This window comes from Janibacter anophelis NBRC 107843 (assembly GCF_001570945.1).
Lineage (GTDB): Bacteria > Actinomycetota > Actinomycetes > Actinomycetales > Dermatophilaceae > Janibacter > Janibacter anophelis.
The window spans coordinates 1-24,200 of the sequence record NZ_BCSQ01000049.1 but is presented as its reverse complement, the minus strand read 5'-3'; the positions used below and the strand labels follow the sequence as shown (position 1 = coordinate 24,200).

Below are 24,200 nucleotides of genomic sequence, written 5' to 3'. Positions count from 1 at the left end.
CGCGGGGCCGGACTTGGCCAGCCACGTCCGGCCGGCGAGGAGCCCCGCCGCGCCGAGGACGACACCGCCGAGCGGGCGGATCCCGCTCTCGCGCGCGGTGAGGTAGCCGCCGACGAGCCCGAGGGCGGTGACGGGGGCGGTCTGGACGAGGTGAGCGTCACGCAGTGCCATGCGGACAAGGCTACGACCGGGGCGAAGGGGATGGGATGCTGCCGTGCAGGACCGCACCTCGAGCACAGGAGCAGCGATGAGTACCGACAAGATCGTCGTCGTCGACGGAGCCCGCACCCCCACCGGCAGCTTCGGCGGGATGTTCAAGGACGTGCCCGGGTACGAGTTGGGCGCCGCCGCGAGCCGCGCGGTACTCGAGCGTGCCGGTGTCGCGGGCGAGGACATCTCCGAGGTCGTCATGGGCTGCATCGGCCAGGTCGGGCCGGACGCCTACAACGCGCGCCGCGTCGCCGTCGCCGCAGGCCTGCCGACCAATGTCCCCGCCTTCACCGTCAACCGCCTGTGCGGCTCCGGCCTGCAGGCCATCTGGTCCGCCGCGCAGGAGATGCGGTGGAACGAGCTGGACTTCACCCTCGCCGGTGGCGACGAGTCGATGTCCCGGATGCCCTTCTACGACTTCGGCGCCCGCAACGGGTACCGGCTCGGCAACCGGCAGCTGCAGGACGGCACCGTCCTGATGCTCACCGACCCCTTCCACGACATCCACATGGGCGTCACGGCGGAGAACGTCGCGACGAAGTACGGCGTCTCCCGTGAGGAGCAGGACGAGTTCGCCCTCGAGTCGCAGCGTCGGGCAGCGACGCCGGAGGCGCAGGCCGCCTTCGCCGAGGAGATCACCCCGGTCGAGGTCGGGGGTCGCAAGCCCTTCACCGCCGACACGGACGAGCACCCCAAGCCCGATACGACCCTCGAGACCCTGGCGAGGCTGCGCCCCGCGTTCACCAAGGACGGCACGGTCACCGCCGGCAATGCCTCGGGCATCAACGACGGCGCCGGCGTCGTCGTCCTCGGCCGTGAGTCCGCCGTCAAGGAGCGCGGCCTGACCGGGCTCGTCAGCCTCGAGGCCGTCACCACGGCGGCGATGGAGCCCGAGCTCATGGGCTACGCGCCGACGCACGCGCTCAAGGCGCTCTTCGCGAAGACGGGTCTGACGCCCCAGGACATCGGCGTCATCGAGCTCAACGAGGCCTTCGCCTCTCAGGCCGTCGCCGTCATCCGCGACACCGGCCTCGACCCGGCGCAGGTCAACCCCTACGGCGGGGCGATCGCGCTCGGCCACCCGGTCGGGGCGACCGGCGGCATCCTCACCGTCCGTGCCGCCAAGCACATGGTCCGCAACGACCTCGAGTACGGCATCGTCACCATGTGCATCGGCGGCGGCCAGGCCCTCGCGGCGCTCTTCCGGAGGGTCTGATGGCTGCCGTCGAGTACACCGTCGCCGACGGCATCGCCCACATCGAGCTCAACCGGCCGGAGTCGGCCAATGCCCTCGACCTCGCACTGGGCGTGGCCCTGCGCGAGGCCGCGGAGCGTGCTGCCGAGGACGAAGGGGTGCGCGCCGTTGTCCTCAGCGGTGCCGGCAAGCGCTTCTGCGGGGGCGGCGACATCGCCTCCTTCGCCGACTCGCAGGACACCGCGGGTGACCTCTACGAGCTCGCCGTCGCCGGGGACGCGGCCGTGGCCGCGCTCGAGGCGCTCGCCAAGCCGGTGGCCGTCGCCGTGCACGGGGCCGTCGCCGGCGCCGGGCTGGGCATCATGCTCTCCGGGGACGTCGTCATCGCGGCCGAGGGCACGAAGTTCGTCGTCGCCTACCCGAAGATCGGGCTCAACCCCGACTGCGGCACCTCGACCCTGTTGCCCTTGGCCATGGGCCGGCAGCGGGCGCTCGCCTTCGCGCTGCGTGACCAGCCGCTGTCGGCCGACGAGGCCCGTGAGCAGGGCCTGGTCGCCGAGGTCGCCACCGACCCGCTCGCCCGGGCCCGTGAGCTCGCGGCCACCTGGGTCGCCGGACCGGCCGGCGCCTACGGCCAGACCCGACGCCTGCTGCGCGCGGGCTCCCTTCGCCCTCGTGCGGAGAGCGGTCAGGACGAGGCGGAGACGATCCGCGCCCGGGCCGCACTGACCGAGACGCAGGCGCTCTTCGACGCCTTTCTCGGGCGCTGAGCGCCTCAGGCGGCACAACGCCGCCTGAGTCGACGACTCAGGCGGGGGCCGGCGACTCAGGCCGTCGTCACCGGCTCCTCGACGGCCGGGCGGCGACGGCTGATGTCCGCGCAGGCCTCGCAGGTCTCCTCGGGGATGACGCCCAGGCGCATGAGGTGACCGAAGACGAAGCAGCCGGCGCAGAAGCCGAGCGCCGCCTCGAGGGTGGCGAAGACGAGGAGGACGCCGAGGACGATCCCGGCGGCGAGGGTCTGGCCGAAGCCGAGCGCGAGGACGGCGGCGCTCGTCGAGAAGGCGGCGCCGATGCCCTGGGCGAAGCGCTTCGGCGGCCCGGGGGAGAAGTGGGGGGCGCCGAGGCGGGGACCGATGACCGTCATCGCGAGCCAGCCGAGAGGGCTCAGGCGCGGCCCGGCGAGGACGCGGCCGATGAAGCCGAGGGCGAGTGGGATGGTCAGCCACCACCAGCCGGTGACGAGGGTGAGCGCGCCGAGGAGGAGGACGCCGGTGGCGACCGTGCGCGCCGCCTTCTCGTTGACCGGGTTGGGGAAGCCGAAGAATGCCATGCGCACATCATAAGAGGGTGTTTGGTCAGGCATAACGTGACGTGATGGATCAAGCACGGGGATCGACCGCGGTCGTAGGCTGCAGATAATGACCCGCGCTGCACAGGCCCTGACGGACAGCGGCATCGAGCACACCATCACCCGGCACGGTCGGGTCGGCTCCCTCGAGGAGGCCGCTGCCGCCCGCGGCGTCGAGCCCCGCGACATCGTCAAGACGCTCGTCGTGCGAAGGGGGGAGGGCGACCACCTCTTCGTCCTCGTCCCGGGTGACCGCCAGATCTCCTGGCCCAAGCTGCGCGCCCTGCTCTCGGTCAACCGGATCTCGTTGCCCGACAAGGAGATCGCCCGCGAGGTGACGGGCTACGAGCGGGGCACGATCACCCCCTTCGGCTCCCTGACGGCCCTGCCGGTCATCGCCGACGAGACGATGACCGGCCGGCAGGTCTCGATCGGTGCCGGCGAGCACGGCGTCGCCGCCACCCTCGACGCCGACGCGATGGTCGCCCACCTCGGCGCCCGGGTCGCCGACGTCACCGACCCGGCCTGAACGCGCGAGGGACTCCTGGTGCAAGACGTGGCCGATTCGGCCACGAGATGCTCCAGGAGTCCCTTTTGCGAACGGACCGTCGGAGGGAAGCGGGTCTCAGGGTGGGGGTCGGCCCGACTCATGGAAAAGTCCGGACCACTCCACCCGACGTGAGAGTCGGGGAGAGTCGTCCGGACTTTTCCCTAGGGCCACCCCCAGCCCTGTGCCCGCTGACCCAGCCGGTTCGGGCGAGGAGGCGTCAGCGCGGAGCCATGCGGAGCGAGCCGTCCATGCGGATGACCTCACCGTTCAGGTAGTCGTGCTCGATGATCGACTGCGCGAGCTGGGCGTACTCGTCGGGGCGGGCGAGGCGCTGCGGGAAGGGGACCCCCTTCGCCAGGCTCTCGCGGAACTCCTCGGAGACGGTCGCGAGCATCGGGGTCTCGACGATGCCGGGGGCGATGGTCATGACGCGGATGCCGTACTGCGCGAGGTCGCGCGCGGCCGGGAGGGTGAGGCCGACGATGCCGCCCTTGCTCGAGGAGTAGGCGGCCTGGCCGACCTGGCCGTCGTAGGCGGCGATCGAGGCGGTGTTGATGATGACGCCGCGCTGGCCGTGCTCGTCGCCCTCGGTGGCGGCGATCTTCTCCGCGGCGAGGGTCAGCACGTTGAAGGAACCGACGAGGTTGACCTGGATGACCTTGGCGTAGAGGGCGAGGTCGTGCGGTCCCTTCTTGCCGAGGATGCGCGTCGACGGGCCGATGCCGGCGCAGTTGACGACGGTGCGCAGGGGGACGCCCGCGCCGGCGGCGGTGTCGACGGCCGCCTGGACCTGCTCGGGGTCGGTGACATCGACGGCGACGTACTCGACGCCGTCGACCTGGGGGGCGCCCTCGATGGAGGCGGGCAGGTCGAAGGCGAAGACCTTTGCGCCGCCGGCGGCCAGCCGGGCGGCGGTGGCGGCGCCGAGGCCGGAGGCCCCACCGGTGACGATGGCTGCGGTGTCCTTGATCTGCACGTGCTCTCCTTCGGGTGACGCGGGACTGGCTCGGGGTGAGCCTAGCCAGCAGCGAGCGTGTGGCCCTGCACACAAGCGGGGGACGAAGGGCGGACACGGCCTCGTCCGCACGTCACCGGCGGTTAGCGTTCCCCCATGGAGCAGCCCAGATCGGAGTCGCACGCGCCCTCCCCCGGCGCCTTCCCGGCCGCTGCCCGCAACCCGCGCGAGGTCCTGCTCTTCGGCCTGACGCCGCCGCGCGCCGAGACCGACCCCGAGCGGATCACCGAGATCGCCGAGCGGACGCTCGCCCGCGTCGAGGCGCTGCCGGTCGACGCGCTCGTGCTCTACGACATCACGGACGAGGCCGACCGCAACGACCAGCCGCGGCCCTTCCCTTTCGCCGCGATGCTCGACCCCGGCGACTACCTGTGCCAGCAGCTCTCCCGGTGGGACCGCCCCGCGATCATCTACCGCGCGGTCGGGAAGTACGGGCAGGACGAGCTGAGTGCGTGGCTGCGCAGCGCCCCGGACAACGTGCTCACCGTCTTCGTCGGGTCCTCGAGCAGCCAGGAGCAGGTGCGCACGACACTCACCCGCGCGCTCGAGCTGCACCGCGAGGTCCGCCCCTCGCTGCCGCTCGGCAGCGTCACCATCCCCGAGCGGCACGCGACCCGCGGCGACGAGCACGAGCGGCTGCTCACCAAACAGCGCGCGGGGTCCAGCTTCTTCGTCAGCCAGATCGTCTACGACATCACCGCGGCCAAGAACCTCGCCTCCGACTATCGCTACGCCGTGGCCTCCGACGACCTCGACCCCGCGCCGCTGATCTTCACCCTCTCGCTGTGCGGCTCGGCCAAGACGCTGTCCTTCCTCGAGTGGCTGGGCGTCGACGTGCCGACGTGGGTGCGCAACGAGATCGTCCACGCCGACGACCCGCTCCAGTGGTCGACGGTCCACGCCCTCAACGCCGCCCGGGAGCTGTCGAGCTTCTGCCGGTACCTGGGCATCCCCTTCGGCTTCAACATCGAGTCCGTCTCCAGCCGCAAGGTCGAGATCGAGGCCGCGGTCGAGCTGACCCACCGCGTCGCGGAGCTGCTCGAGCGGGACTGACCGACTGGATGCAACCTGGGGGTTGCGCTTGATGCCCGGACGGGCCACACTGAGAGCAACCCAAGAGTTGCACGTCAGCAGGCAGGCATGAGCACGATCCAGGACACCATCGAGCGCACCATCACCGTCGACGCTCCGCTGGAGCGGGTGTGGGGCCTCGTCGCCGAGCCGGGCTGGTGGATCAACACCGGCACGCTCACCGAGCACACGATCACCTGGGACGGCGACGTCGCCGCGGTCACCGACCCGACGCACGGCACCTTCCACATCCGCCGGGTCGAGGTCCGCGAGCCCGAGTACATCGCCTGGCGCTGGGCCGCCGGCGGCACCGAGGAGGGCAAGCAGGTCCTCGACACGCTCTGCGAGTTCTTCGTCCGACCCACGGCGAAGGGGGTGGAGGTGCGCGTCGTCGAGTCCGGCTGGGCGGGGTTCGAGGACACCCCCTTCGTCCGGGACAACCACGCGGCCAACGTCGAGGGCTGGGAGACCGAGATGGCCGCCCTCGAGCGGGCGCTCGTGGCATGAGGGAGCCGATCGAGGCGGAGGGCGCCGAGGTGCTCGCGGCCCTCGGCGACCCGACCCGGCGGCTCGTGCTCGACCTGCTCACCGAGCACGGGCCGGCGAGCGCGAGCACGCTCGCGGAGCGGGTCGAGATCTCCCGACAGGGCCTGAGCAAGCACCTGACGACGCTCGTCGACGCCGGCGTGCTGACCACGGCCAGGGTCGGGCGCGAGGTCCGCTACGCGATCTCCCCCACCGCACTCGACGCCGCGGCGGCGTGGCTCGATGCACGAGCCCGGCAGTGGGACGCCCAGCTCGCGGCGCTCAAGCAGGCGGCGGAGGGCGACTGAGCGGGGAATGGATCTCCACCGCTCCTGTTGATATAGTTGAATCGTCAACCAATCAGGAGGCTGGGAATGCAGTTCGGCATCTTCACCGTCGGCGACGTCACGATGGACCCCACGACCGGCCGCACGCCCAGCGAGGGTGAGCGGATCGACGCGATGACGCAGATCGCGCTCAAGGCGGAGGAGGTCGGGCTCGACGTCTTCGCGACCGGCGAGCACCACAACCCTCCCTTCGTCCCGTCCGCGCCGACGACGCACCTGGCGTACATCGCGGCCAGGACCGAGCGCCTGAAGCTGTCCACCTCCACGACGCTCATCACGACGACCGACCCGGTGCGCATCGCCGAGGACTACGCCTTCCTCCAGCACCTGTCCGGGGGCCGCGTGGACCTGATGATGGGCCGCGGCAACACCGGCCCGGTCTACCCGTGGTTCGGCAAGGACATCCGGCAGGGCATCCCGCTGGCGATCGAGAACTACCACCTCCTGCGCCGGCTGTGGCGCGAGGAGTCGGTGAACTGGAAGGGCCAGTTCCGCACGCCGCTGCAGGGCTTCACCTCGACCCCACGACCGCTGGACGACGTCGCCCCCTTCGTCTGGCACGGCTCGATCCGCTCCACCGAGATCGCCGAGCAGGCCGCGTTCTACGGCGACGGGTTCTTCCACAACAACATCTTCTGGAACATCGAGCACACCGCCCAGATGGTCGACCTGTACCGGCAGCGCTTCGAGCACTACGGCCACGGTGACGCGAGCCAGGCGATCGTCGGACTCGGCGGGCAGGCCTTCATGGCCTCGACCGAGGCGGAGGCCAAGCGGGTCTTCCGCCCCTACTTCGACAACGCGCCGGTCTACGGGCACGGGCCGTCGATGGAGGACTTCACCCGGCAGACGCCCCTGACCGTCGGCACGCCCGAGATGGTCATCGAGCGTACGCTCGGGTTCGCCGACGCGGTGGGCGACTACCAGCGACAGCTCTTCCTCATGGACCACGCCGGGCTGCCCCTGGAGATGGCGCTCGAGCAGATCGAGCTGCTCGGCCGCGAGGTCGTGCCCGTGCTGCGGCGCGAGTTCGAGGCGCGCCGACCCGAGGGCGTGCCGAGCGAGCCCCCGACGCACGCCTCCCTCGTGGCACAGGGCGAAGGGAGCCCCCACCGCCTCGTCGTCAACAGCCCCGTCGCGATCGCCCAGCAGGAGCAGCAGGACAAGGAGATGGCCACCTCATGAGCCGCCGGATCGTCGTCATCAGCGCCGGGCTGTCCCAGCCGTCGAGCACCCGGCTGCTCGCCGACCAGCTCGCCGACGCCACCCGCTCCGCCGTCGGCGGGCGCGGGGAGTCGCTCGACGTCGAGTTCGTCGAGCTGCGCGAGCTGGCCGTCGAGATGGCCCAAGCGATGGTCTCGGGCAACATCTCCACGCCCGGGCTCGAGGCGGTCCGCCGGCAGCTCGCCGAGGCCGACGGGCTGATCGCCGTCACGCCCATCTTCACGGCGAGCTACTCGGGCCTGTTCAAGATGTTCTTCGACCTGCTCGACAAGGACTCCCTGTCCGGCATGCCCGTGCTCATCGCCGCGACCGCCGGCACGCCCCGTCACAGCCTGGTGCTCGAGCACGCGCTGCGACCGCTCCTCGCCTACCTGCGCGCGGTCGTCGTCCCCACGGCCGTCTTCGCGGCGACCGAGGACTTCGGCGCGGACGAGCTCGAGTCGCGCGTGCACCGGGCGGCCGCCGAGCTCGCGGCCCTCGTCGTGGCCGAGCGCACGAGCGTCGCGGGCTTCGCCCAGGGCGCCGAGGAGACCGGCCCCCTCGGCCCGGTGACCGACTTCAGTCAGCTGCTGCGGGGGCACGACGGCGGCTGAGGGGTGGGCGAGTCACCTCGGCCCGGCGATTATCGGGTCACCCGTGAAACCCCGGGTGAGCAAGAGTTCCAAACTCTTGCTGAGCCGGGGATTATCGGGTGACCCGATAATCCCGAGGCCCATGTGGCTCACCCCCGGCGCCGCCGCAGCGACCCGGGCAGGCCGGCCACGGCGGCGACACCGAGCGCGGTCTTGGGCTCGTAGCCCACGCGCCACAGCCCACCGTGGGCGGCGGCGTCGCTGAAGAGCTCCTCCGGGTGCGCCCGCTGCGGCGTCTCACGCACCAGGTCGCGCACGAGCAGCGCGGCCATGAGCGGGCGCACGGTCTCGGGGGCGAAGACCTCGACCCCGAAGTGGTGCGCTCCGCCGTACGCCGCGCCGAGCACGGGGTTCTTCGTCACCGAACGCGTCCACGTGGCCGGGGCGACGTTGAAGGAGACCCGCTGGCCCCTCCCTTCGGCCTGGACGCCGCGCCAGCGCTGCATCCGCTTGGCCATCGCGTAGTTGGGGCCCTGCTGCGGCACGAGCACGTCGGCGATCCCGTGCTGCCCCTCCTGGGCGTCGCGGTAGGCCTGGGCAAAGAGCCGCCCGCGGCCCAGCACGCGCATCGGCGCCTGTGTCCCCTTGAGCGCCAGTCCCCGTGCGGCCCAACGGCGCCGGGACTCCGCGACGACCTCCGGCGGCACGACGAAGGCATCGGTCGGCGTCGCGAGCCACGCCAGCGCCGTCGCGGGGTCGTCGTCGGTCAGCGCGTCCATGAGCAGGTCGACGGCGGCGCTGACCCGCACGTGCACGCCGGAGTCGGCGTAGGCGTGCATGCCCACCGCGAGCGGCTGCTCGCCGCGCACCCGCCGCAGCCACTCGAGCACCTGGCCGGGCTGGTGGACGACGTCGGCGCCGGAGTCGCCGGAGTCGTCGACGGGGAAGGTCAGGGTGCCGGCACCGCGGGTGGCCAGACCCTTCTTGTACCGCCACGCGCGGCTGCGCGGCAGGTCGATGGCGAGTACGTCCGCGCCCCAGGACAGCAGCGTCTCGAGGGGGCCCATCTCGGCGCCGGCCCCGATGAGCAGCGCGCGGTGGCCGGGCAGCGCGAGCCACTCCGGGTGGTCGATGACCTCACTGACGGCCTCGGCGAAGGACGGCTCGACGACCCCTGCGTCGACCCACGCCCCGAGCTGTCCGCGCAGCTCCTCGCCGGCCAGCTCACGGCCGCCGAGCGGGACGCGCAGCTCGGTGACCGGCTCGGCGGTCCCGCGCACGCTCTCGGTGCCGAAGGGAGCCGCACCGGCGGGCACGGTCGGCTCGGCCTCGGCCAGCGGCACCTCGCTGCCGGCGTCGTCGACGAGCACCATCCGGCGCCGCATCGAGGCGAGGCCGTCGGCGGCGATCCGCGACGCGCGCTCGGCCGAGCCGGCGCTCGCGGCGGTCACCGCGTGGACGAGGTCGACGTAGCCCTTGCGCCAGTCGGCGGTGCCGTCGATGCGCTCGGCGAGCGCGGGGTCGACGCCACGGACCGAGTCCGCGAGCACCCCCTTCGTCGTCGTGGTCGTCGACCGCTTGCCCTGGTCGTCGGCCGGGAAGTGCACGCCCGCGGAGGTCTGCTCGCTCATGCCCTCATCCTGTGACGGCAGTCACGTCAGATCAAATGCGGCCCACGAGGGCGCGCACGACGCTCGCCGCATCGGTCTCCGCGGTGAGGTGGGTGACGCCGGTGCCGGCGTAGAGGGGCGTGTAGTCGGTGTCGCCGCGCTCCCGACCAGCGGCGTGCTCGGCCTTGGCCTCCGCGGTCATCGCGTCCTCGTCGCCGGCCCACCGCTCGACGAAGGGGGTGGCCACCGCCCGCCCGCCGAACTCGCGCGGCCACGCCAGGTCCTGCGCGACGTCGTGGGCCCGGGCGTAGCGCGTCGCTGTCGCGGCCGTGATCGCGGCCCGCGCCGCCGGCGTGTTGTCCGCCTCGACGCAGGTGAGGAAGGGGGTGCCGCACCAGACCCCCGCCGCGCCGGCCGCGAGCGCACGGACCACGTCGTCGGCGGTCGCGATGCCACCGGCCGCGAGGACCGGGCGCTCGGTCGCGGCGAGCGCCATCGCGAGCATCTCGTCGGTGGCCACCTCGTCCCGGCCGTGTCCGCCCCCTTCGCCACCGCGGGCGACGATGATGTCGGCGCGCGCCTCGATCGCCTGCTCGAGGTCGGCCGCGTTGCCCACCTGGCAGGCCGCGAGCATGCCGACCTCGTGGACCCGCCCGACCGGCTCGACGAGGTCGCCGAAGGAGATGGAGACGAGCTTCGGCCGCGACAGGCCCGCCAGGGCGGTCACGGCGTCGAGCTGCTCCTGCAGCTGCGGCACCCAGGCCATCAGCCCGATGCCGAAGGGGGCGCCGCCCGCGCCCGCGAGCGCCGCCTGCTCGGCGATCCACTCCGGCGACGACGAGCCGCGGGCCCCGATCATGCCGAAGCCGCCCGCGGCCGAGACGGCGTGCGCGAGGCGACCCCCGGCGACGCCGGCCATCGGCGCGCAGACGATCGGGTGGTCGGTGCCCAGCAGTGCGGTGACGTCGCTCATGCCCCTCATCATGCGCCCCGCGGCCGAAGTCTTCGTAGACTCCGTGGCCATGATCCGTCGTGCCACGCCTGCCATCGCCGCTGCCGCCCTGCTCGTCCTCGCGGGCTGCGGCTCCGACTCCGACTCGGGGGGCGACGGCGAGGGCTCCTCCGCCTCCGCCCCGACGACCACGACGATCGCCGGCACGACCGAGTGCCCGCCCGAGGAGGGCGCGAAGGTGCGGGCCACGGCCTTCGAGTCGTCGCCGCCGATGTGCATCGACGAGTCCAAGACCTACACGGCCACCCTCGCCACCGACGCCGGCGACATCGAGATCGCCCTCGACGCGGAGGCGGCGCCCAAGACGGTCAACAACTTCGTCGTCCTCTCCCGGTACAAGTACTACGACGGCCTGACCTTCCACCGCGTCATCAAGGACTTCATGGCGCAGGGCGGCGACCCGGCGGGCGACGGGAGCGGCGGTCCGGGCTACACCTTCGAGGACGAGCTGCCGAAGGCCGGTGACTACGAGGTCGGGTCGATCGCCATGGCCAACCGCGGCCCGGACACCAACGGCTCGCAGTTCTTCATCATCACCGGGCAGAACGGCGTGTCCCTCCCGCCGCTCTACAGCCTCTTCGGCAAGGTGACCGAGGGTGAGGACGTGCTGAAGAAGATCGAGGCCGACGGGTCGGCCGCGGACGGCGCCGCCCTCAAGCAGGTCCACACGATCGAGAGCGTGACGATCACCGAGGAGTGAGCCGTGGACGACGTCCTGGTCGAAAAGGTGCTGCGGGCCGTCGAGCTCGTGCCGGCCGGCCGGGTCGTCTCCTACGGCGACCTCGCCGCACTCGCCGGCACCGGCCCGCGGCACGTCGGCGCGATCCTGCGCGAGTACGGCGGCTCGGTCGCGTGGTGGCGGGTCGTCAACGCCTCCGGTGACGCGCCGCAGCACAAGCGCTCCGCCGTCTTCGAGCACTGGCGCGAGGAAGGCATCCCGGTCAAGCCCAACGGGCTCGGCTGCCGCATCGCCGACCACCGGGTCGACCTCGAGGAGCTCGGCCGGGCCCACGCGGGCGCGATCGCGGACCTGGGCTGACTCTCCCTTCGTCCTGCTGGTGGGGGGCGCGGTCGCGGGGTCGAGGGGGGTGTCGGCGGCGAGGCGTAGCGTCGTCCCCATGACCGTCGACGCGGGTGCGACCGAGCACACCGAGCAGCAGTTCCCCGACAACCCGTGGCCGGCGCTGTGGGCTCTCGTCGTCGGGTTCTTCATGATCCTCGTCGACGTCTCGATCGTCTCCATCGCGACGCCGGCGCTCATGGCCGACCTCGACGCCGGCATCGAGCCGGTGCTGTGGGTGACGAGCGCCTACCTGCTCGCCTACGCGGTGCCGCTGCTCATCACGGGGCGCTTCGGTGACCGCTACGGACCCAAGCGGCTCTACCTCATCGGCCTGGCGATCTTCACCCTCGCCTCGCTCGCCTGCGGGCTCTCGCCGACGATCGGGTGGCTCGTCGCCGCCCGGGTCGTGCAGGGGCTGGGCGCGTCGATGATGACGCCGCAGACGATGGCCGTGATCACCCGGACCTTCCCGCCGTCGCGACGCGGCTCGGCGATGGCGCTGTGGGGCGCGACCGCCGGGGTGGCCTTCCTCGTCGGACCGCTGCTCGGCGGGGTGCTGCTCGACTCCCTCGGCTGGGAGTGGATCTTCTTCATCAACGTGCCGGTCGGGGTCATCGGCTTCGTCGCCGCCGCGCGGCTCGTGCCCACGCTCGAGGTGCATGCCCACTCGATGGACTGGGTCGGGGTCGCGCTGTCGGCGGTCGGGCTCTTCCTCGTGATCTTCGGCCTGCAGGAGGGCGAGGGGCACGACTGGGGGCAGCTCGTCGGGCCGATCACCATCCCCGTCCTCATCGGCATCGGGCTGCTCGTGCTCGTCGGCTTCGTGGCCTGGCAGGCGCGGGGGCCACGTGAGCCCCTCGTGCCGCTCGGACTCTTCCGCGACCGCAACTTCTCCCTGTCCAACCTCGCGATCACGACGATGGGCCTGTCGGTCACCGCGATGATGTTCCCCGTCCTCGTGTGGCTGCAGAGCGTGCGCGGCTACTCGCCGACCGAGGCGGCACTGCTCATGGCGCCGCAGGCGATCGCCTCCATCGCGCTCGCTCAGCCCGTGGGCCGGCTCGTCGACCGGATCCACCCGCGCATCCTGCCGACGCTCGGACTGGGTGGCTTCGCCGTCACGCTCTTCGCCCTGAGTCGGCTCATGACCCCCGACTCGTCGATCGTCGCCGTCTGCGTGGCGATGACCTTCGTCGGCGTCACGGGGGCGTGCATCTGGGGGCCGCTCGCGACGACCGCCAACCGCAACCTGCCGATCCACCTCGCCGGTGCCGGGGCGGGCATCTACAACACGACCCGCCAGGTCGGCTCGGTCATCGGCTCGGCCGCGATCGCCGCCCTGATGTCCGCGCGGATCGCGGCCCACCTCGGCCCGCAGGCGGCGGAGGGCTTCGGTGGCGGTGAGGCCGCGAGCGCGTCGGCCGGCACGCAGCTGCCACCGCAGGTCGCGGAGGCGCTGTCGTCGGCCTTCGCCGAGTCGCTGCTCATGCCCGCAGCGGTCCTCGTCATCGGCGCCCTCGCCGCTGTGGGCCTGGAGCAGATGCGCCACCACGGGCGGCCTGCCGGGCGCTGACCACGCGCATTTCCCCGGGGACGTGCGCGTTCTTCGGGACCGGACGCGCATTTCCCCGGGGAAATGCGCGGGCTAGGCTCGAGCAACACCCTCCGACCCACCCCGGTCCCGACCCGACGACCACCCCACCCACCCCGACGACGCGGTGAAGGAGCCCGACGTGCGCGACGTCCTCGACGAGCTGATGGCCGCCTGGCAGGCGGGCCGGACCGTGGGGCTGGCCACGCTCGTGCGCACCTGGAGCTCCGCGCCCCGGCAGCCCGGAGCGTCGATGCTCGTCGACGAGGACCGCGCAGTCGGGTCCGTCTCCGGCGGGTGCGTGGAGGGCGCCGTCTTCGAGCTGGCCACCGAGGTCGCCGCGACCGGCGCCCCCGAGCTCGTCCAGTACGGCGTGAGCGACGGCGACGCCCTGGAGGTCGGGCTGACGTGTGGCGGCACCCTGCAGCTCTTCGTCCAGCCGGTCTCCCCCGAGACCTTCCCCGGGCTCGACGGCGTCGCGCAGGACATCCGGGCCGGCCGACCGGTCGCCGTCGCGACGATCATCGAGCACGTCGACCCCGACCAGGTCGGCCGACGCCTCGTGGTGCGGCCGGACGGGGAGCCGGACTCCACCCCCTTCGCCGGGGGTGATCGTGGCCGCGCCGCCGTGACCGACGACGCCCGCGGGCTGCTCGCCCAGGGCACGCCCGAGCTGCTCACCTACGGACCCGACGGCGAGCGCCGCGGCGAGGGGATGCGGGTCTTCGTCGAGGTCTTCGCCCCGCGGCCACGACTCATCGTCTTCGGTGCGATCGACTTCGCCTCCGCGATGGTCGCCCAGGGCCGGCTGCTCGGGTACCGCGTCACCGTGTGCGACGCGCGGCCCACCTTCGCCACGCCGGCCCGACTGCCGGGCGCCGACGAGGTCGTCGTGCGATGGCCCCACGAGTACCTGCGCGAGGAGGCCGAGGCCGGTCGCGTCGATGCGCGCACCGCGCTCACCGTCCTGACGCACGACCCGAAGTTCGACCTGCCGCTCCTCGAGGTCGCCCTGCGCCTCGACGTCGGGTACGTCGGCGCGATGGGCTCCCGGCGCACCCACGACCAGCGGATGGAGCAGCTGCGTGCGGCCGGCCTGACCGACGACGAGCTCGCCCGGCTCAGCTCACCGATCGGCCTCGACCTCGGGGCGCGCACCCCGGAGGAGACGGCCGTGTCGATCGCGGCCGAGATCATCTCGCTGCACTGGGGCGGCAACGGCACCCGCCTCTCGGACCGCGAAGGCCCGATCCACCACCCTCAGTCGGGACGGTCGACGTCGACGCCGGAGGCCAGGTCGCCGCACTCCACCTCGACCGCGCCCTGACGCCGCAGGTACGGCCCCGCGCCCGTGTCTCCGGCGAGCTCGGCGACGAGCGGCGCCCAGTGGTCGCGCCCGATGAGGACGGGATGGCCGACGACACCTGAGTACACCGCCCGCCGAAGGGCGTCCCGCCGCACCCCCTCGCCCACGACCCGGGTGGCCACCTGCGCGGTCACGTCCGGCAGGTCGACGAGGTGGACCAGGGCGGCATCGGCGTTGCCTTCGGCCAGGGTGCGCAGGCCGTGGGCGAGCGAGGCACCGATCCCCTCGGCCCACCCGCCGCAGTGCGTCCAGCTCGTGCCGGGCAGCTCCACCTCTGCGGCCGGGCCGCTGGCGCCCAGCACGACGGTCACCTCCGCGCAGCCGCCGTCGTGCAGGACCTCGACCGAGCGGACGAGCCAGGACGTGCCGTCCCGGTCGCGCTTGAGCGCCTTGGGCATCCCCATCCGGCGCCCGGCCCCGGCGGCGAGGAGCAGCCCGTGCACGACCATGCCGTGACCTTACGGCCCTCCGGCGCGCATTTCCCCGGGCGGATGCGCGGTCGGGCGCGCATTTCCCCGGGCGGATGCGCGGTCGGGCGCGCATTTCCCCGGGGAGATGCGAAGGGGGTTGACGCTGCACTGAACACGCGTTTAGTCTGCTGAACATGAGTTCAGTCGACGACCGCACCGCCCGCGCCAGGGTGCGCGACGCCGCGCTCGAGCTCTTCGCCGAGCACGGCGAGGACAAGGTGACGATGCGCCAGATCGCCGAGCGGGCCGAGGTCTCGCCGGCCTTGGTCGTCCACCACTTCGGCTCCAAGGCCGGGCTGCGCGAAGCGGTCGTCGAGCACCTCCGCACGTGGATGGACGAGCTCTTCGACCTGACCGCCGACACCGGTACGGCCGAGGCGATGCAGGCCGGCGAGTGGTCGTCGATCGGCGAGGTGCTCCAGCACGCGCTGCCCGAGGGCTCCCCGATCGTCCCGTACCTGCGGCGCCTGATGATGTCCGGCGACCCGCTGGGCACCGAGCTGCTCGCGGCCTGGCACCGGCAGACCGTCGAGATCTTCACCGCCTGGGACGCGGCCGGCAAGCTCGTCGCCGGACCCGACCCCGAGACCCGCGCCGCCCTCGCGATGTCCTCCGACCTCGGCACCCTCTTCCTCGCCGACCACTGGCGCCAGGTGCTCGGCTACGACCCGCTGCACGGCGAGGGCCTGGCCCGCTGGGCCGACGAGGCGATGCGGTTCTATGCAGCAATCTTGCCCACAACCGATACAGGCGCAGACAACGACATCGCCAGCCCTCCCCCTTCGTCGAAGGAGTCATCATGAGCGACCACGTCATCCACACCCGCGACCTGCGCAAGACCTACGGCCGCACCCACGCCCTCGACGGGCTCGACCTCGACGTCGCCCGGGGCGAGGTCCACGGGTTCCTCGGGCCCAACGGCGCCGGCAAGTCCACGACCATCCGCGTGCTCCTCGGCCTGACCCGCGCCGACGGCGGCACCGCGACCCTCCTCGGCGGCGACCCGTGGCACGACGCGGTGCAGCTGCACCGGCGCCTGGCCTACGTACCCGCAGGCGTCACCCTCTGGCCCGGCCTGACCGGCGGGCAGTGCATCGACGTCCTCGGCCGGGCGCACGGCGGCCTGGACGAAGGGCGGCGCCGCGAGCTCGTCGAGCGCTTCGACCTCGACCCGACGAAGAAGACCCGCGACTACTCCACCGGCAACAAGCAGAAGGTCTCGCTCGTCGCCGCCATGGCCGCCGACGTCGACCTGCTCCTGCTCGACGAACCCACCTCCGGCCTCGACCCGCTGATGGAGCAGGTCTTCCAGGAGACCGTGCGCGAGCGGGTCACCGAGGGGACGACCGTGCTGCTGTCGAGCCACATCCTCGGCGAGGTCGAGGCGCTCGCCGACCGGGTGAGCATCATCCGCGCCGGCCGCACCGTGACGACCGGGACCCTCGCCGACCTGCGGCGCAGCACGAGCAGCCTGCTCCACGCGGTGACCGACCGTCCCCTCGACCTCGAGGGCCTGCCCGGCGTCACCGGCCTCGTCACGGGCGAGGTCGAAGGGAGGCACGACCTGCGCTGCCACGTCGACGCCACCGCAGTCGCCGAGGTCGTCGGACGGGTCCACGCCGCCGGCGTGCACACGCTGACGATCACCCCGCCGAGCCTGGACGACCTCTTCCTCGAGCAGTACCGGGGCGGGGAGGCCTCGAGGCTCGGCCGCGAGCGGCCTCGCACCTCGGCCAGCGAAGAGGTGGCCCGATGAGCACCCTTCGAGACGGTCGCTTCGCGACCTCCTCAGGGACCGATGTCTCCGGGGTCGGGACGAGCCTGCGGGTGCAGTGGCGCACGGGGTGGAAGGCCGCGCTCGCCTGGGTCCTCGGCCTCTTCGCCCTCGTCCTCACGACGACCTACTCGATCACCTCCCTCTACGACACCCCGGCCAAGCTGCGCACCTATGCCGAGTCCATCGCGACCCCGGCGCTACGGATGCTCAACGGCGACGTCGCCGGCGTCGACACCCTCGGTGGCGTCCTCGTCAACGAGCTCGGTTTCGTCGTCGCCTTCGCCGTGCCGCTCTGCGCGATCGCCATGACCGTGCGCGGGACACGAAGGGAGGAGGAGGCCGGCCGTCTGGAGCTGCTCCTCGCCTCCCGGATGGGTCGACAGGCCCCGCTCGTCGCCGCTGTGGTCCTCGCCCTCGCGAGCCTCGCGGCGCTCGGCGTCCTGACGACACTCGCCTTCCTCGCGGCCGGCGCCGACGCGACCGGTTCGGTCATCTACGGCGCTGCCGTCGTGGCGCTCGGCGTCGCCTTCGTCGGCGTCACGGCCGTGCTCGCCCAGGCCTTCGGCCACCAGCGCTCCGTGTGGGGCGCGGCCCTGGGCATCGTGGTCGCCTCCTACCTTGTCCGCGGCATCGGGGCCGTCGACGGCACCTGGGTCGTCTGGCTCTCGCCCCACGGGTGGTACGACGAGGCCGCGCCCTTCGGGGAGCAGCGGGTCACCCCCTTCGTCCTCGCCGGAGTCGTGACCGCCGGGCTCATCGCGCTCGCGCTCACCCTCTCTGCAGGTCGCGACGTCGGCGGTTCGCTCATCGCCGCCCGCACCGGACCTCCGCGGGCGAGCGCCGGGCTGCTCACCCCGCTCGGGCTCGCGCTGCGCGAGCACCGCGGTGTCACGCTCGGCTGGGCCGTCATCAGCGGCGTGCTCATGGGGACCTACGGGTCGCTGACGCAGACGGTCATCGACGCCTTCGCCGGTAACCCCGACCTGCAGGCCTTCCTCGGGGGCGGCGAGGCGGGGATCGTCGAACCGATGGTCGCGATGTTCGTCCTGCTGCTGTCGATGCTCGTCGCCGCCTATGCGCTGCAGTCGCTGGGGTCCCTGCGCAAGGAGGAGCTGTCCGGGCGGCTCGAGCTGCAGCTGAGCGAGGCCCGCAGCCGGACCACCTGGCTCGCCCCGCACCTGCTCGTCATCGCCGCCGGCACCCTCGTCGTCGCCGTCGTCGGGTCTCTCGCGCTGGCGCTCTCGACGGCCAGCGCCCTCGACGACTCCTCGTGGGTCGGCACGATCCTCGCCGCGGGCGCCGCTCACCTGCCCGTCGCACTGCTCCTCGCCGGGGCGAGCCTCGCGCTCTTCGGCTGGGTGCCGCGCGCCCAGGTCGCGGTGTGGGGGATCTTCGCCGTCGCCGCCGTCATCGGCTACATGGGGCCGGGGCTGGACCTGCCGGAGTGGCTCGTCGAGTGGGCCCCCTTCGGCCTCGTCGGCAATGTCCCCGCGGAGGACGTCGACGTCACCGGCTCACTCGTGGCCGCGGGCGGTGGGCTCACTCTCGCTGCGCTCGGCGTCCTCGGGTTCACTCGGCGGGACGTGCCGCACCGCTGAGCCGGGCACCGACCCGGGTGTTACCTGCGGGTACGACGTGCAGTCGAGACACCTTGGGGTCTGCGACCCGGGCAAACCAAGGCCTCCAGCAGATTCCTTCGCACGAGTGCACGTCGTACCCGCAGGTCACGTCACCGCTCGTCGTCGGCGCGCCTCTCTCCCGCGTCGTCGACGGACGAGACCACGGGAGCGGAGGGGCCCCCTGCGGCCCTGCGCTCCCGCAGCTCGTCCTGCTGCCGCCGACGCCGGACCTCGCTGCGCGCCAGCGCGAGGCCGATGAGGATCGGCACGACGTACTTCGCCGTGTCGGCCACCCAGCGCACCCACCCGGGCGCCTCCCAGCCGGACCACGGGAGCGACGGCAGGTCGATCGAGGGCCAGGGGACGGAGGGCAGATCGATCGACGGGAGGTCCCAGTCCGGCCACGGGATCCGCCCGGCGAGCCAGATCATCAGCGCGGTGATGATGATCGGCACGACGACCTTCGCCACGCCGCCGGCGACGTGCCGTGCGGCGTACAGGTGCGGGTTGGCCCGGGCCCGCTCCTCGCGCAGCGCCGCCGGGGAGCCCGGCTCGGGGACGAGGTCGATGCCCCCGGTCCCGACCCGGGCGGCCATCTCGGCAGCCGACCGGCTCCCTTCGAACCACGTGGCCCGCACCGGCTTGCTCATCGACGTGAACCGGGCCCGCACCGCGCCGATCGAGTCGGCGAGCTCGTGCTCCTTGGCCGCCACCAGGTAGAGGTTGTCCTCGGACGCCGACGTGCGCGTCGCGACCTCCTCGCCGTCGACCCACCACGTCGCCGAGTTCTTCCACCCGTCGCCGACGGAGGTCTCGACCCGGTGCACCCGACCGTCGAGCTCCATCTCGTAGACCTGCTTCCCTGCCACGCCCCACACGCTACGAAGGGGGTCCGGCCCACGCATCCGCCGCAGGTCCCTCCCTTCGTCATCCTTTGGTAGGGCGTGGGCCGAGCCCGGTGCGCCTCCACCGCCTCGCCGCGCAATCGCAATACGTTGCTGGGAACCGACTCCGAGGTGCCTCCCGTGAAGATCAACAACGACCCGGTCTACGTCCGGCGTCGCCGCATCGCCCTCGCGGCGCTCATCGTCGTGCTGCTCGTCGTCGTGCTGTGCCTCGGCAAGCTCTTCGGCGATGAGGACGATGCCTCCGCCGCGGCCGCCCCGGCCGCCCCCGCCCCGACCTCCGCGAAGCCCACCCCGGAGCCGGCGAAGGTCGAGCAGCCCGCGCCCAAGGAGTCGAAGCTGCCGGAGGGCACGGCCGCGGACCCCGCGGACTCGACGATGCGGCGGGTGCAGCGGATCACCGGCGAGCTGACCCCCAAGTCGGTCGTCGCCTCGCCCAAGGGCCAGGTCTTCGCGCAGAACATGATGTACACCCACACCGTCAGCGCCTTCACCGCCGACGGGGCGCTGCACAAGACGATCTCCGACGCGGTCGAGCTCGCCGACTTCGGGATCAAGGGTCACCCGGGCACGAGCAAGGGCGCCCCGGTCGAGATGGCCTTCAGCCCCGACGGTGCGACGGCCTGGGTGAGCAACTACTCGATGTACGGCGAGGGCTTCAAGCCCGAGGGCAAGGACGCGTGCACCGGCCCCGAGGCCACCTCCGACAGCTTCCTCTACAAGATCGACACGGCCACGCTCGAGATCACCGACGTGGTCGAGGTCGGTGCCGTGCCGAAGTACGTCGCCGCGACCCACGACGGCAGCAAGGTGCTCGTCACCAACTGGTGCTCGATGGACATGGACGTCGTCGACACGGCGAAGGCAGAGGTCGTGCGGACCATCGACCTGCCCGGCAAGCACCCGCGCGGCATCGCCATCAGCCCGGACGACAAGGTCGCCTACGTCGCGATCATGGGCTCGGACGAGACGGTGAAGGTCGACCTCGGGTCGGGCGAGGTGAGCGACTTCGCCACGACCGGCGAGGAGCCGAGGCACCTGCTCGTCTCCCCGGACGGCAAGCACCTCTACGTCTCCAACAATGGCTCCGGCACCGTGAGCGAGGTCGACACCTCGACCGGCAAGACGCTCCGCGAGGTGCGCGTCGGCGCCGAGCCGCGCTCGATGGCGATCAGCCCCGACGGTGGCGCGATCTACGTCGGCAACTACGCGAGCAGCACGGTGAGCAAGATCCGCACCGAGGACTTCGAGGTCGTCCAGACCGAGCAGACCGACGCGTTGCCGATCGGCATCACCTACGAGCCCACCAAGAAGCGCGTCTGGGTCGCCAGCTACGGCGGCTCGATCGTGGTCTTCGACGACTCCCGGGCCGCGTGAGGGTCGCGCTCGTCCTCAACCCCTCGAAGGGGGGATGGGAGCGCGTCCTCGAGGGCGTCACCTCCGCGGCCTCCGCGGCCGGCTGGCCCGACCCCGCGGTCCACCTGACGACGCGGGAGGAGACCGGGCGGGCCCAGGCCGCCGACGCGGTCGCCGGCGGAGCCGAGCTCGTCGTCGCCGGTGGCGGCGACGGCACCGTCCGCTCCGTCGCCCACGGCCTGGCCGGCACGGGCGTCGAGCTGGGGATCGTGCCGATCGGCACCGCCAACCTGCTCGCCCACAACCTCGACCTGCCGCGCACCGTCGAGGCCGCGGTCGAGGTGGCCCTCACCGGCACGCCGCGACCCGTCGACCTGGGCATCGCGCACGTCGACGACGACGCGAGCGACCTCCCCTTCGTCGTGCTGGCGGGGATGGGCCACGACGCGGCGACGGTCGCGGCGACCCGGCCGGGACTGAAGGAACGCATCGGCTGGCCCGCCTACATCGCCCCCGCCGCGGTGAGCGCGCTGCGGCGGCCGGTGCCCGTGACGATCCGGCACGACGACGGCGACCCGGAGCACGCGCGGGTGTGGAGCGTGCTCGCGGCCAACTGCACGCGGGTGCGCGCCGGGGTGCACATCGCCCCCGGCGGACTCGTGGACGACGGCCTCTTCGACGTGCTCGAGGTGGTCGTCAAGCGGCCCGGGCAGTGGCTCGGCGTCGCGGCGAAGGGAGTCTTCCGCCTCCCCCGCGACGTCGCCGGCCTGACCACCCGCGCCACCCGCGAGCTCGAGGTCGTCAGCGAGGAACCGCTGCACGTCCAGCTCGACGGCGACGTCGTGGGACCCGCGCGACGGCTGCACGTGCGGTGCGAGGAGCACGCGCTGCTCGTGCGGACGGGTTGAGCCGGACACACCTCGGCCCACCGCCCCAGTGGCCGTGGGGCGGTGGGCCGCGTGCGTCCCGTCGGCTCGGAGGTGCCGACCGACCCCTGACGTCGCGAGGTCGTTGTGGTGAGGCTAACCTAACTTGGCGCTCGCGTCATCCCCACCCCGACGGACGGATCGCACCGACCGCCGCCGGGTAGGCTCGCCGACACATGAACCTCGATTCAGGGACGGAGTGCTGATGGGCGCGGGAGCGGTGCGCGAGGAGGACGCCTTCGACGTCACGGCGGTCGCGGAGTGGCTGCGGGCCCACGTGGCCGACGACCTCGCCGAGCAGATGGTGGGCGAGCCCCAGGTGCGTCAGTTCGACAGCGGCGCCTCCAACCTCACCTACGAGCTGCGCTGGCCGGAGCGGGCGCTGGTCCTGCGCCGCCCGCCCCACGGCGCGCTGGGCGGCAGCGCGCACAACATGCGGCGTGAGCACGACCTCCAGGCGGCGCTCGGCCGGGTCTTCCCGCACGTGCCGCGGATGGCGGCCCTGTGCACCGACCCGACGATCATCGGCGGCGACTTCTACGTCATGGACAAGCTCGAGGGCACGATCCTCGGCAAGGACCTGCCCGACGGCGTGAGCCTCACCCCAGAGCAGGCAACGGCGTTGTGCCACAACGCCGTCGACACCCTCGTCGAGCTCCACGACGTCGACGTCAGCGCAGTGCCGGCACTGGCGGACCTCGACCGCGGGGACGGCTACGTGCACCGCCAGGTCAGCAGCTGGTCCAAGCGGTTCCGCGCAGCCGCGACCGACGACGTGCCCGACCTCGAGGGCGTCATGACTTGGCTCGCCGAGCACGAGCCCGCCGACCGGCCGCACGCGTTGATCCACAACGACTTCCGCCTCGACAACCTCGTCCTCGCCCAGGACGACCCCACCCGCGTCGTCGGGGTCCTCGACTGGGAACTGGCCACCGTCGGCGACCCGCTCATGGACCTCGGTGGGGCCCTGGCCTACTGGGCCCAGGCCGACGACGACGAGACGCGGCGCGCCCTTCGCCTGCAGCCGACGCACCTGCCGGGCATGCTCACCCGGGCCGAAGTCGTCGAGCGCTACTGCGCCGCACGGGGACTCGCGGTGAGCGACCAGGAGTGGACCTTCTACGAGGTCTTCGGCCTCTTCCGCCTCGCGGGCATCGCCCAGCAGATCTACCAGCGCTACCGCGCCGGCGCCACGACCAACCCGCGCTTCGCCGTCTTCGGCACCATGGTCACGTACCTCGACAGCCGGTGCCGCGCACTCATCGGCTGACCTCCCCTTCGTCCCACGACAGGAGTCCCACATGACCTTCACGACCCTCATCACCGGCGCCAGCTCCGGGCTCGGCGCCGAGATGGCCCGCCAGTTCGCCGCGCTCGGCCACGACCTCGCCCTGACCGCCCGCCGCACGGACCGGCTCGACGCGCTCAAGGCCGAGATCACCGCCGCCCACCCCGAGCGCCGGGTCGAGACCTATGCGCTCGACGTCACCGACGACGAGGCCGTCACGCGCGTCTTCGAGCAGGCGAAGGGGGACCTCGGCCGCCTCGACCGCGTCATCGTCAACGCGGGGCTCGGCAAGGGCGCGCCGTACGGCAAGGGCAGCCACTACGCCAACCGGGAGACCATCGAGACCAATGTCCTCGGCGCCGCGATCCAGACCGAGGCCGCCATGGCGATCTTCCGCGAGCAGCGCGCCGGGCACCTCGTGCTCATCTCCTCCGTCACCGCGCTGCGCGGCATGCCCAAGTCGATGACGACCTACGGCGCGTCCAAGGCCTTCCTCGCCTCGCTCGGTGAGGGCATCCGCAGCGAGATGCTCGGCAAGCCAGAGCTCGACATCGACGTCACCGTCCTCTACCCGGGCTACATCCGGTCGGAGATGAACGAAAAGGTCGAGCAGAAGACGAAGTTCATGGTCGACACCGAGGTCGGCGTGCGCGCCATGGTCGTCGCGATCGAGGGCCGCAAGCCCAAGGCGCTCGTCCCGCCGAAGCCGTGGGTCGCCGTGGGCTCGGCGATGAAGGTGCTGCCGCTGTCGGTGGTGCGCAAGCTGCTCTGAGGGCGCTCCCGCCGGCGTGCACCTCCGCGCCCTCCGGCACCTCCGCCCTGCGGTCGAAAGGCGCTCCGGCCCAAGGGGGACGACGGCGCCCGCCGAAGTCCTTCGTCTCCCCGCCGCCGGCGGTTGTCGTTCCTGACTTCGGCTTGATGTGCGCCGTCATCCCCCTTCGGCCTGCGCGTCTCCTGCGCGCGTGGCCGCGACCCGGGCGGTGAAGGCCGCGATCGCCTGCTCGAGCTCTGATGGGTCGAGCACCGTCAGGGTGGCGCTGAGGTCGTACGCGGCCATCGTCAGGTGGCGGGCCAGGTCGGCGAGGTCGTCGGCGCTGGACTCCAGGTCGGTGACGCCCGGCCCGACGGCGGTCGCGGTGCCGTAGGCGGGCGGCACC

The 24,200-nt window shown here is 72.5% G+C and carries 26 protein-coding genes; 19 read left to right on the top strand and 7 right to left on the bottom strand.

Annotated elements, in window-relative coordinates:
• Positions 1-247: 247 nt before the first annotated feature.
• Both JAN01S_RS12710 and JAN01S_RS12705 read left to right on the top strand, forming a co-directional pair.
• On the top strand, positions 248-1,426 hold the full coding sequence (locus tag JAN01S_RS12710) for a thiolase family protein (RefSeq protein ID WP_068318859.1): 1,179 nt from the start codon (positions 248-250) through the stop codon (positions 1,424-1,426).
• A complete protein-coding gene (locus JAN01S_RS12705; RefSeq protein WP_068318858.1) occupies positions 1,426-2,175 on the top strand; it encodes an enoyl-CoA hydratase/isomerase family protein in 750 nt (249 codons plus the stop codon). The genes JAN01S_RS12710 and JAN01S_RS12705 overlap by 1 nt, the downstream gene beginning before the upstream one ends.
• A 56-nt stretch (positions 2,176-2,231) precedes the next feature.
• Here JAN01S_RS12705 and JAN01S_RS12700 read toward each other — a convergent pair whose 3' ends face one another.
• Positions 2,232-2,738, bottom strand: coding sequence for a DUF4395 domain-containing protein (locus JAN01S_RS12700; RefSeq protein ID WP_068318857.1), 507 nt, complete (start codon positions 2,736-2,738; stop codon positions 2,232-2,234).
• Positions 2,739-2,826: 88 nt separating this feature from the next.
• Between JAN01S_RS12700 and JAN01S_RS12695 the strand changes: the two genes are divergently transcribed.
• A complete protein-coding gene (locus tag JAN01S_RS12695) occupies positions 2,827-3,285 on the top strand; it encodes an aminoacyl-tRNA deacylase (protein ID WP_068318855.1) in 459 nt (152 codons plus the stop codon).
• Positions 3,286-3,523: 238 nt separating this feature from the next.
• Here JAN01S_RS12695 and JAN01S_RS12690 read toward each other — a convergent pair whose 3' ends face one another.
• Positions 3,524-4,282 carry an SDR family NAD(P)-dependent oxidoreductase gene (locus JAN01S_RS12690; protein ID WP_068318853.1) on the bottom strand — a complete coding sequence of 253 codons (759 nt, stop codon included), beginning with the start codon at positions 4,280-4,282 and terminating at the stop codon, positions 3,524-3,526.
• A gap of 135 nt (positions 4,283-4,417) precedes the next feature.
• Here JAN01S_RS12690 and JAN01S_RS12685 point away from each other — a divergent pair, with 135 nt between their 5' ends.
• The 5 genes from JAN01S_RS12685 to JAN01S_RS12665 all read left to right on the top strand — a co-directional run bounded on the left by JAN01S_RS12685 (position 4,418) and on the right by JAN01S_RS12665 (position 8,081).
• Positions 4,418-5,374 carry a 5,10-methylenetetrahydrofolate reductase gene (locus JAN01S_RS12685; protein WP_084360230.1) on the top strand — a complete coding sequence of 319 codons (957 nt, stop codon included), beginning with the start codon at positions 4,418-4,420 and terminating at the stop codon, positions 5,372-5,374.
• 87 nt (positions 5,375-5,461) lie between these two features.
• Complete coding sequence (locus JAN01S_RS12680) at positions 5,462-5,899, top strand: SRPBCC domain-containing protein (RefSeq protein WP_068318850.1); 438 nt, start codon at positions 5,462-5,464, stop codon at positions 5,897-5,899.
• Entirely contained in the window at positions 5,896-6,225 is a 330-nt protein-coding gene (locus JAN01S_RS12675; RefSeq protein WP_068318848.1) for an ArsR/SmtB family transcription factor, read from the top strand. Before JAN01S_RS12680 ends, JAN01S_RS12675 begins: the two co-directional genes overlap by 4 nt.
• A 66-nt stretch (positions 6,226-6,291) precedes the next feature.
• Positions 6,292-7,449 (top strand): LLM class flavin-dependent oxidoreductase, encoded by a 1,158-nt coding sequence (locus JAN01S_RS12670; RefSeq protein ID WP_068318845.1) that lies wholly within the window; start codon positions 6,292-6,294, stop codon positions 7,447-7,449.
• Positions 7,446-8,081 carry an FMN reductase gene (locus JAN01S_RS12665; protein WP_068318844.1) on the top strand — a complete coding sequence of 212 codons (636 nt, stop codon included), beginning with the start codon at positions 7,446-7,448 and terminating at the stop codon, positions 8,079-8,081. Before JAN01S_RS12670 ends, JAN01S_RS12665 begins: the two co-directional genes overlap by 4 nt.
• Positions 8,082-8,209: 128 nt before the next feature.
• Here JAN01S_RS12665 and JAN01S_RS12660 read toward each other — a convergent pair whose 3' ends face one another.
• Both JAN01S_RS12660 and JAN01S_RS12655 read right to left on the bottom strand, forming a co-directional pair.
• The gene (locus tag JAN01S_RS12660) at positions 8,210-9,691 is read right to left on the bottom strand and encodes a hypothetical protein (protein ID WP_068318842.1); all 1,482 of its coding nucleotides are present in this window, start codon (positions 9,689-9,691) and stop codon (positions 8,210-8,212) included.
• Positions 9,692-9,722: 31 nt separating this feature from the next.
• The gene (locus JAN01S_RS12655) at positions 9,723-10,643 is read right to left on the bottom strand and encodes an NAD(P)H-dependent flavin oxidoreductase (RefSeq protein WP_068318841.1); all 921 of its coding nucleotides are present in this window, start codon (positions 10,641-10,643) and stop codon (positions 9,723-9,725) included.
• 49 nt (positions 10,644-10,692) lie between these two features.
• On the opposite strand from JAN01S_RS12655, the gene JAN01S_RS12650 reads away from it, so the two are divergent.
• The 4 genes from JAN01S_RS12650 to JAN01S_RS12635 all read left to right on the top strand — a co-directional run bounded on the left by JAN01S_RS12650 (position 10,693) and on the right by JAN01S_RS12635 (position 14,663).
• Positions 10,693-11,382 (top strand): peptidylprolyl isomerase, encoded by a 690-nt coding sequence (locus JAN01S_RS12650; protein ID WP_169797229.1) that lies wholly within the window; start codon positions 10,693-10,695, stop codon positions 11,380-11,382.
• A gap of 3 nt (positions 11,383-11,385) precedes the next feature.
• On the top strand, positions 11,386-11,721 hold the full coding sequence (locus JAN01S_RS12645; RefSeq protein WP_068318839.1) for an MGMT family protein: 336 nt from the start codon (positions 11,386-11,388) through the stop codon (positions 11,719-11,721).
• A 79-nt stretch (positions 11,722-11,800) separates the two neighbouring features.
• Positions 11,801-13,318 carry a DHA2 family efflux MFS transporter permease subunit gene (locus JAN01S_RS12640; RefSeq protein WP_068318837.1) on the top strand — a complete coding sequence of 506 codons (1,518 nt, stop codon included), beginning with the start codon at positions 11,801-11,803 and terminating at the stop codon, positions 13,316-13,318.
• A gap of 160 nt (positions 13,319-13,478) precedes the next feature.
• Complete coding sequence (locus tag JAN01S_RS12635) at positions 13,479-14,663, top strand: XdhC family protein (RefSeq protein WP_068318861.1); 1,185 nt, start codon at positions 13,479-13,481, stop codon at positions 14,661-14,663.
• Here JAN01S_RS12635 and JAN01S_RS12630 read toward each other — a convergent pair.
• Positions 14,597-15,151 carry a nucleotidyltransferase family protein gene (locus JAN01S_RS12630; protein WP_068318835.1) on the bottom strand — a complete coding sequence of 185 codons (555 nt, stop codon included), beginning with the start codon at positions 15,149-15,151 and terminating at the stop codon, positions 14,597-14,599. The two genes, JAN01S_RS12635 and JAN01S_RS12630, sit on opposite strands and share 67 nt — an antisense overlap.
• Before the next feature lie 155 nt (positions 15,152-15,306).
• Here JAN01S_RS12630 and JAN01S_RS17340 point away from each other — a divergent pair, with 155 nt between their 5' ends.
• From JAN01S_RS17340 to JAN01S_RS12615, 3 genes are read left to right on the top strand one after another with little or no spacing between them, the layout of a single operon-like run.
• On the top strand, positions 15,307-15,975 hold the full coding sequence (locus JAN01S_RS17340; RefSeq protein ID WP_084360228.1) for a TetR/AcrR family transcriptional regulator: 669 nt from the start codon (positions 15,307-15,309) through the stop codon (positions 15,973-15,975).
• On the top strand, positions 15,972-16,928 hold the full coding sequence (locus JAN01S_RS12620) for an ABC transporter ATP-binding protein (RefSeq protein WP_068318832.1): 957 nt from the start codon (positions 15,972-15,974) through the stop codon (positions 16,926-16,928). Before JAN01S_RS17340 ends, JAN01S_RS12620 begins: the two co-directional genes overlap by 4 nt.
• Positions 16,925-18,547, top strand: coding sequence for an ABC transporter permease (locus JAN01S_RS12615; protein WP_068318830.1), 1,623 nt, complete (start codon positions 16,925-16,927; stop codon positions 18,545-18,547). The genes JAN01S_RS12620 and JAN01S_RS12615 overlap by 4 nt, the downstream gene beginning before the upstream one ends.
• Before the next feature lie 131 nt (positions 18,548-18,678).
• On the opposite strand, the gene JAN01S_RS12610 is transcribed toward JAN01S_RS12615, so the two are convergent.
• Positions 18,679-19,437, bottom strand: coding sequence for a hypothetical protein (locus JAN01S_RS12610; protein ID WP_157075732.1), 759 nt, complete (start codon positions 19,435-19,437; stop codon positions 18,679-18,681).
• Between the two features lie 156 nt (positions 19,438-19,593).
• Between JAN01S_RS12610 and JAN01S_RS12605 the strand changes: the two genes are divergently transcribed.
• The 4 genes from JAN01S_RS12605 (at position 19,594) to JAN01S_RS12590 (ending at position 23,815) form a co-directional block, all read left to right on the top strand.
• Entirely contained in the window at positions 19,594-20,850 is a 1,257-nt protein-coding gene (locus JAN01S_RS12605) for a beta-propeller fold lactonase family protein (protein ID WP_068318828.1), read from the top strand.
• Positions 20,847-21,737 (top strand): diacylglycerol/lipid kinase family protein, encoded by an 891-nt coding sequence (locus JAN01S_RS17190; protein WP_068318826.1) that lies wholly within the window; start codon positions 20,847-20,849, stop codon positions 21,735-21,737. Before JAN01S_RS12605 ends, JAN01S_RS17190 begins: the two co-directional genes overlap by 4 nt.
• A gap of 223 nt (positions 21,738-21,960) precedes the next feature.
• Positions 21,961-23,025, top strand: a complete 1,065-nt coding sequence (locus tag JAN01S_RS12595) for a phosphotransferase family protein (protein ID WP_068318825.1) — start codon at positions 21,961-21,963, stop codon at positions 23,023-23,025.
• Between the two features lie 31 nt (positions 23,026-23,056).
• A complete protein-coding gene (locus JAN01S_RS12590) occupies positions 23,057-23,815 on the top strand; it encodes an SDR family oxidoreductase (RefSeq protein ID WP_068318823.1) in 759 nt (252 codons plus the stop codon).
• A gap of 156 nt (positions 23,816-23,971) precedes the next feature.
• Here JAN01S_RS12590 and JAN01S_RS17185 read toward each other — a convergent pair.
• Positions 23,972-24,200, bottom strand: a 229-nt coding sequence (locus tag JAN01S_RS17185; protein ID WP_169797228.1) for a hypothetical protein, incomplete at its 5' end; no start/stop codon positions are given.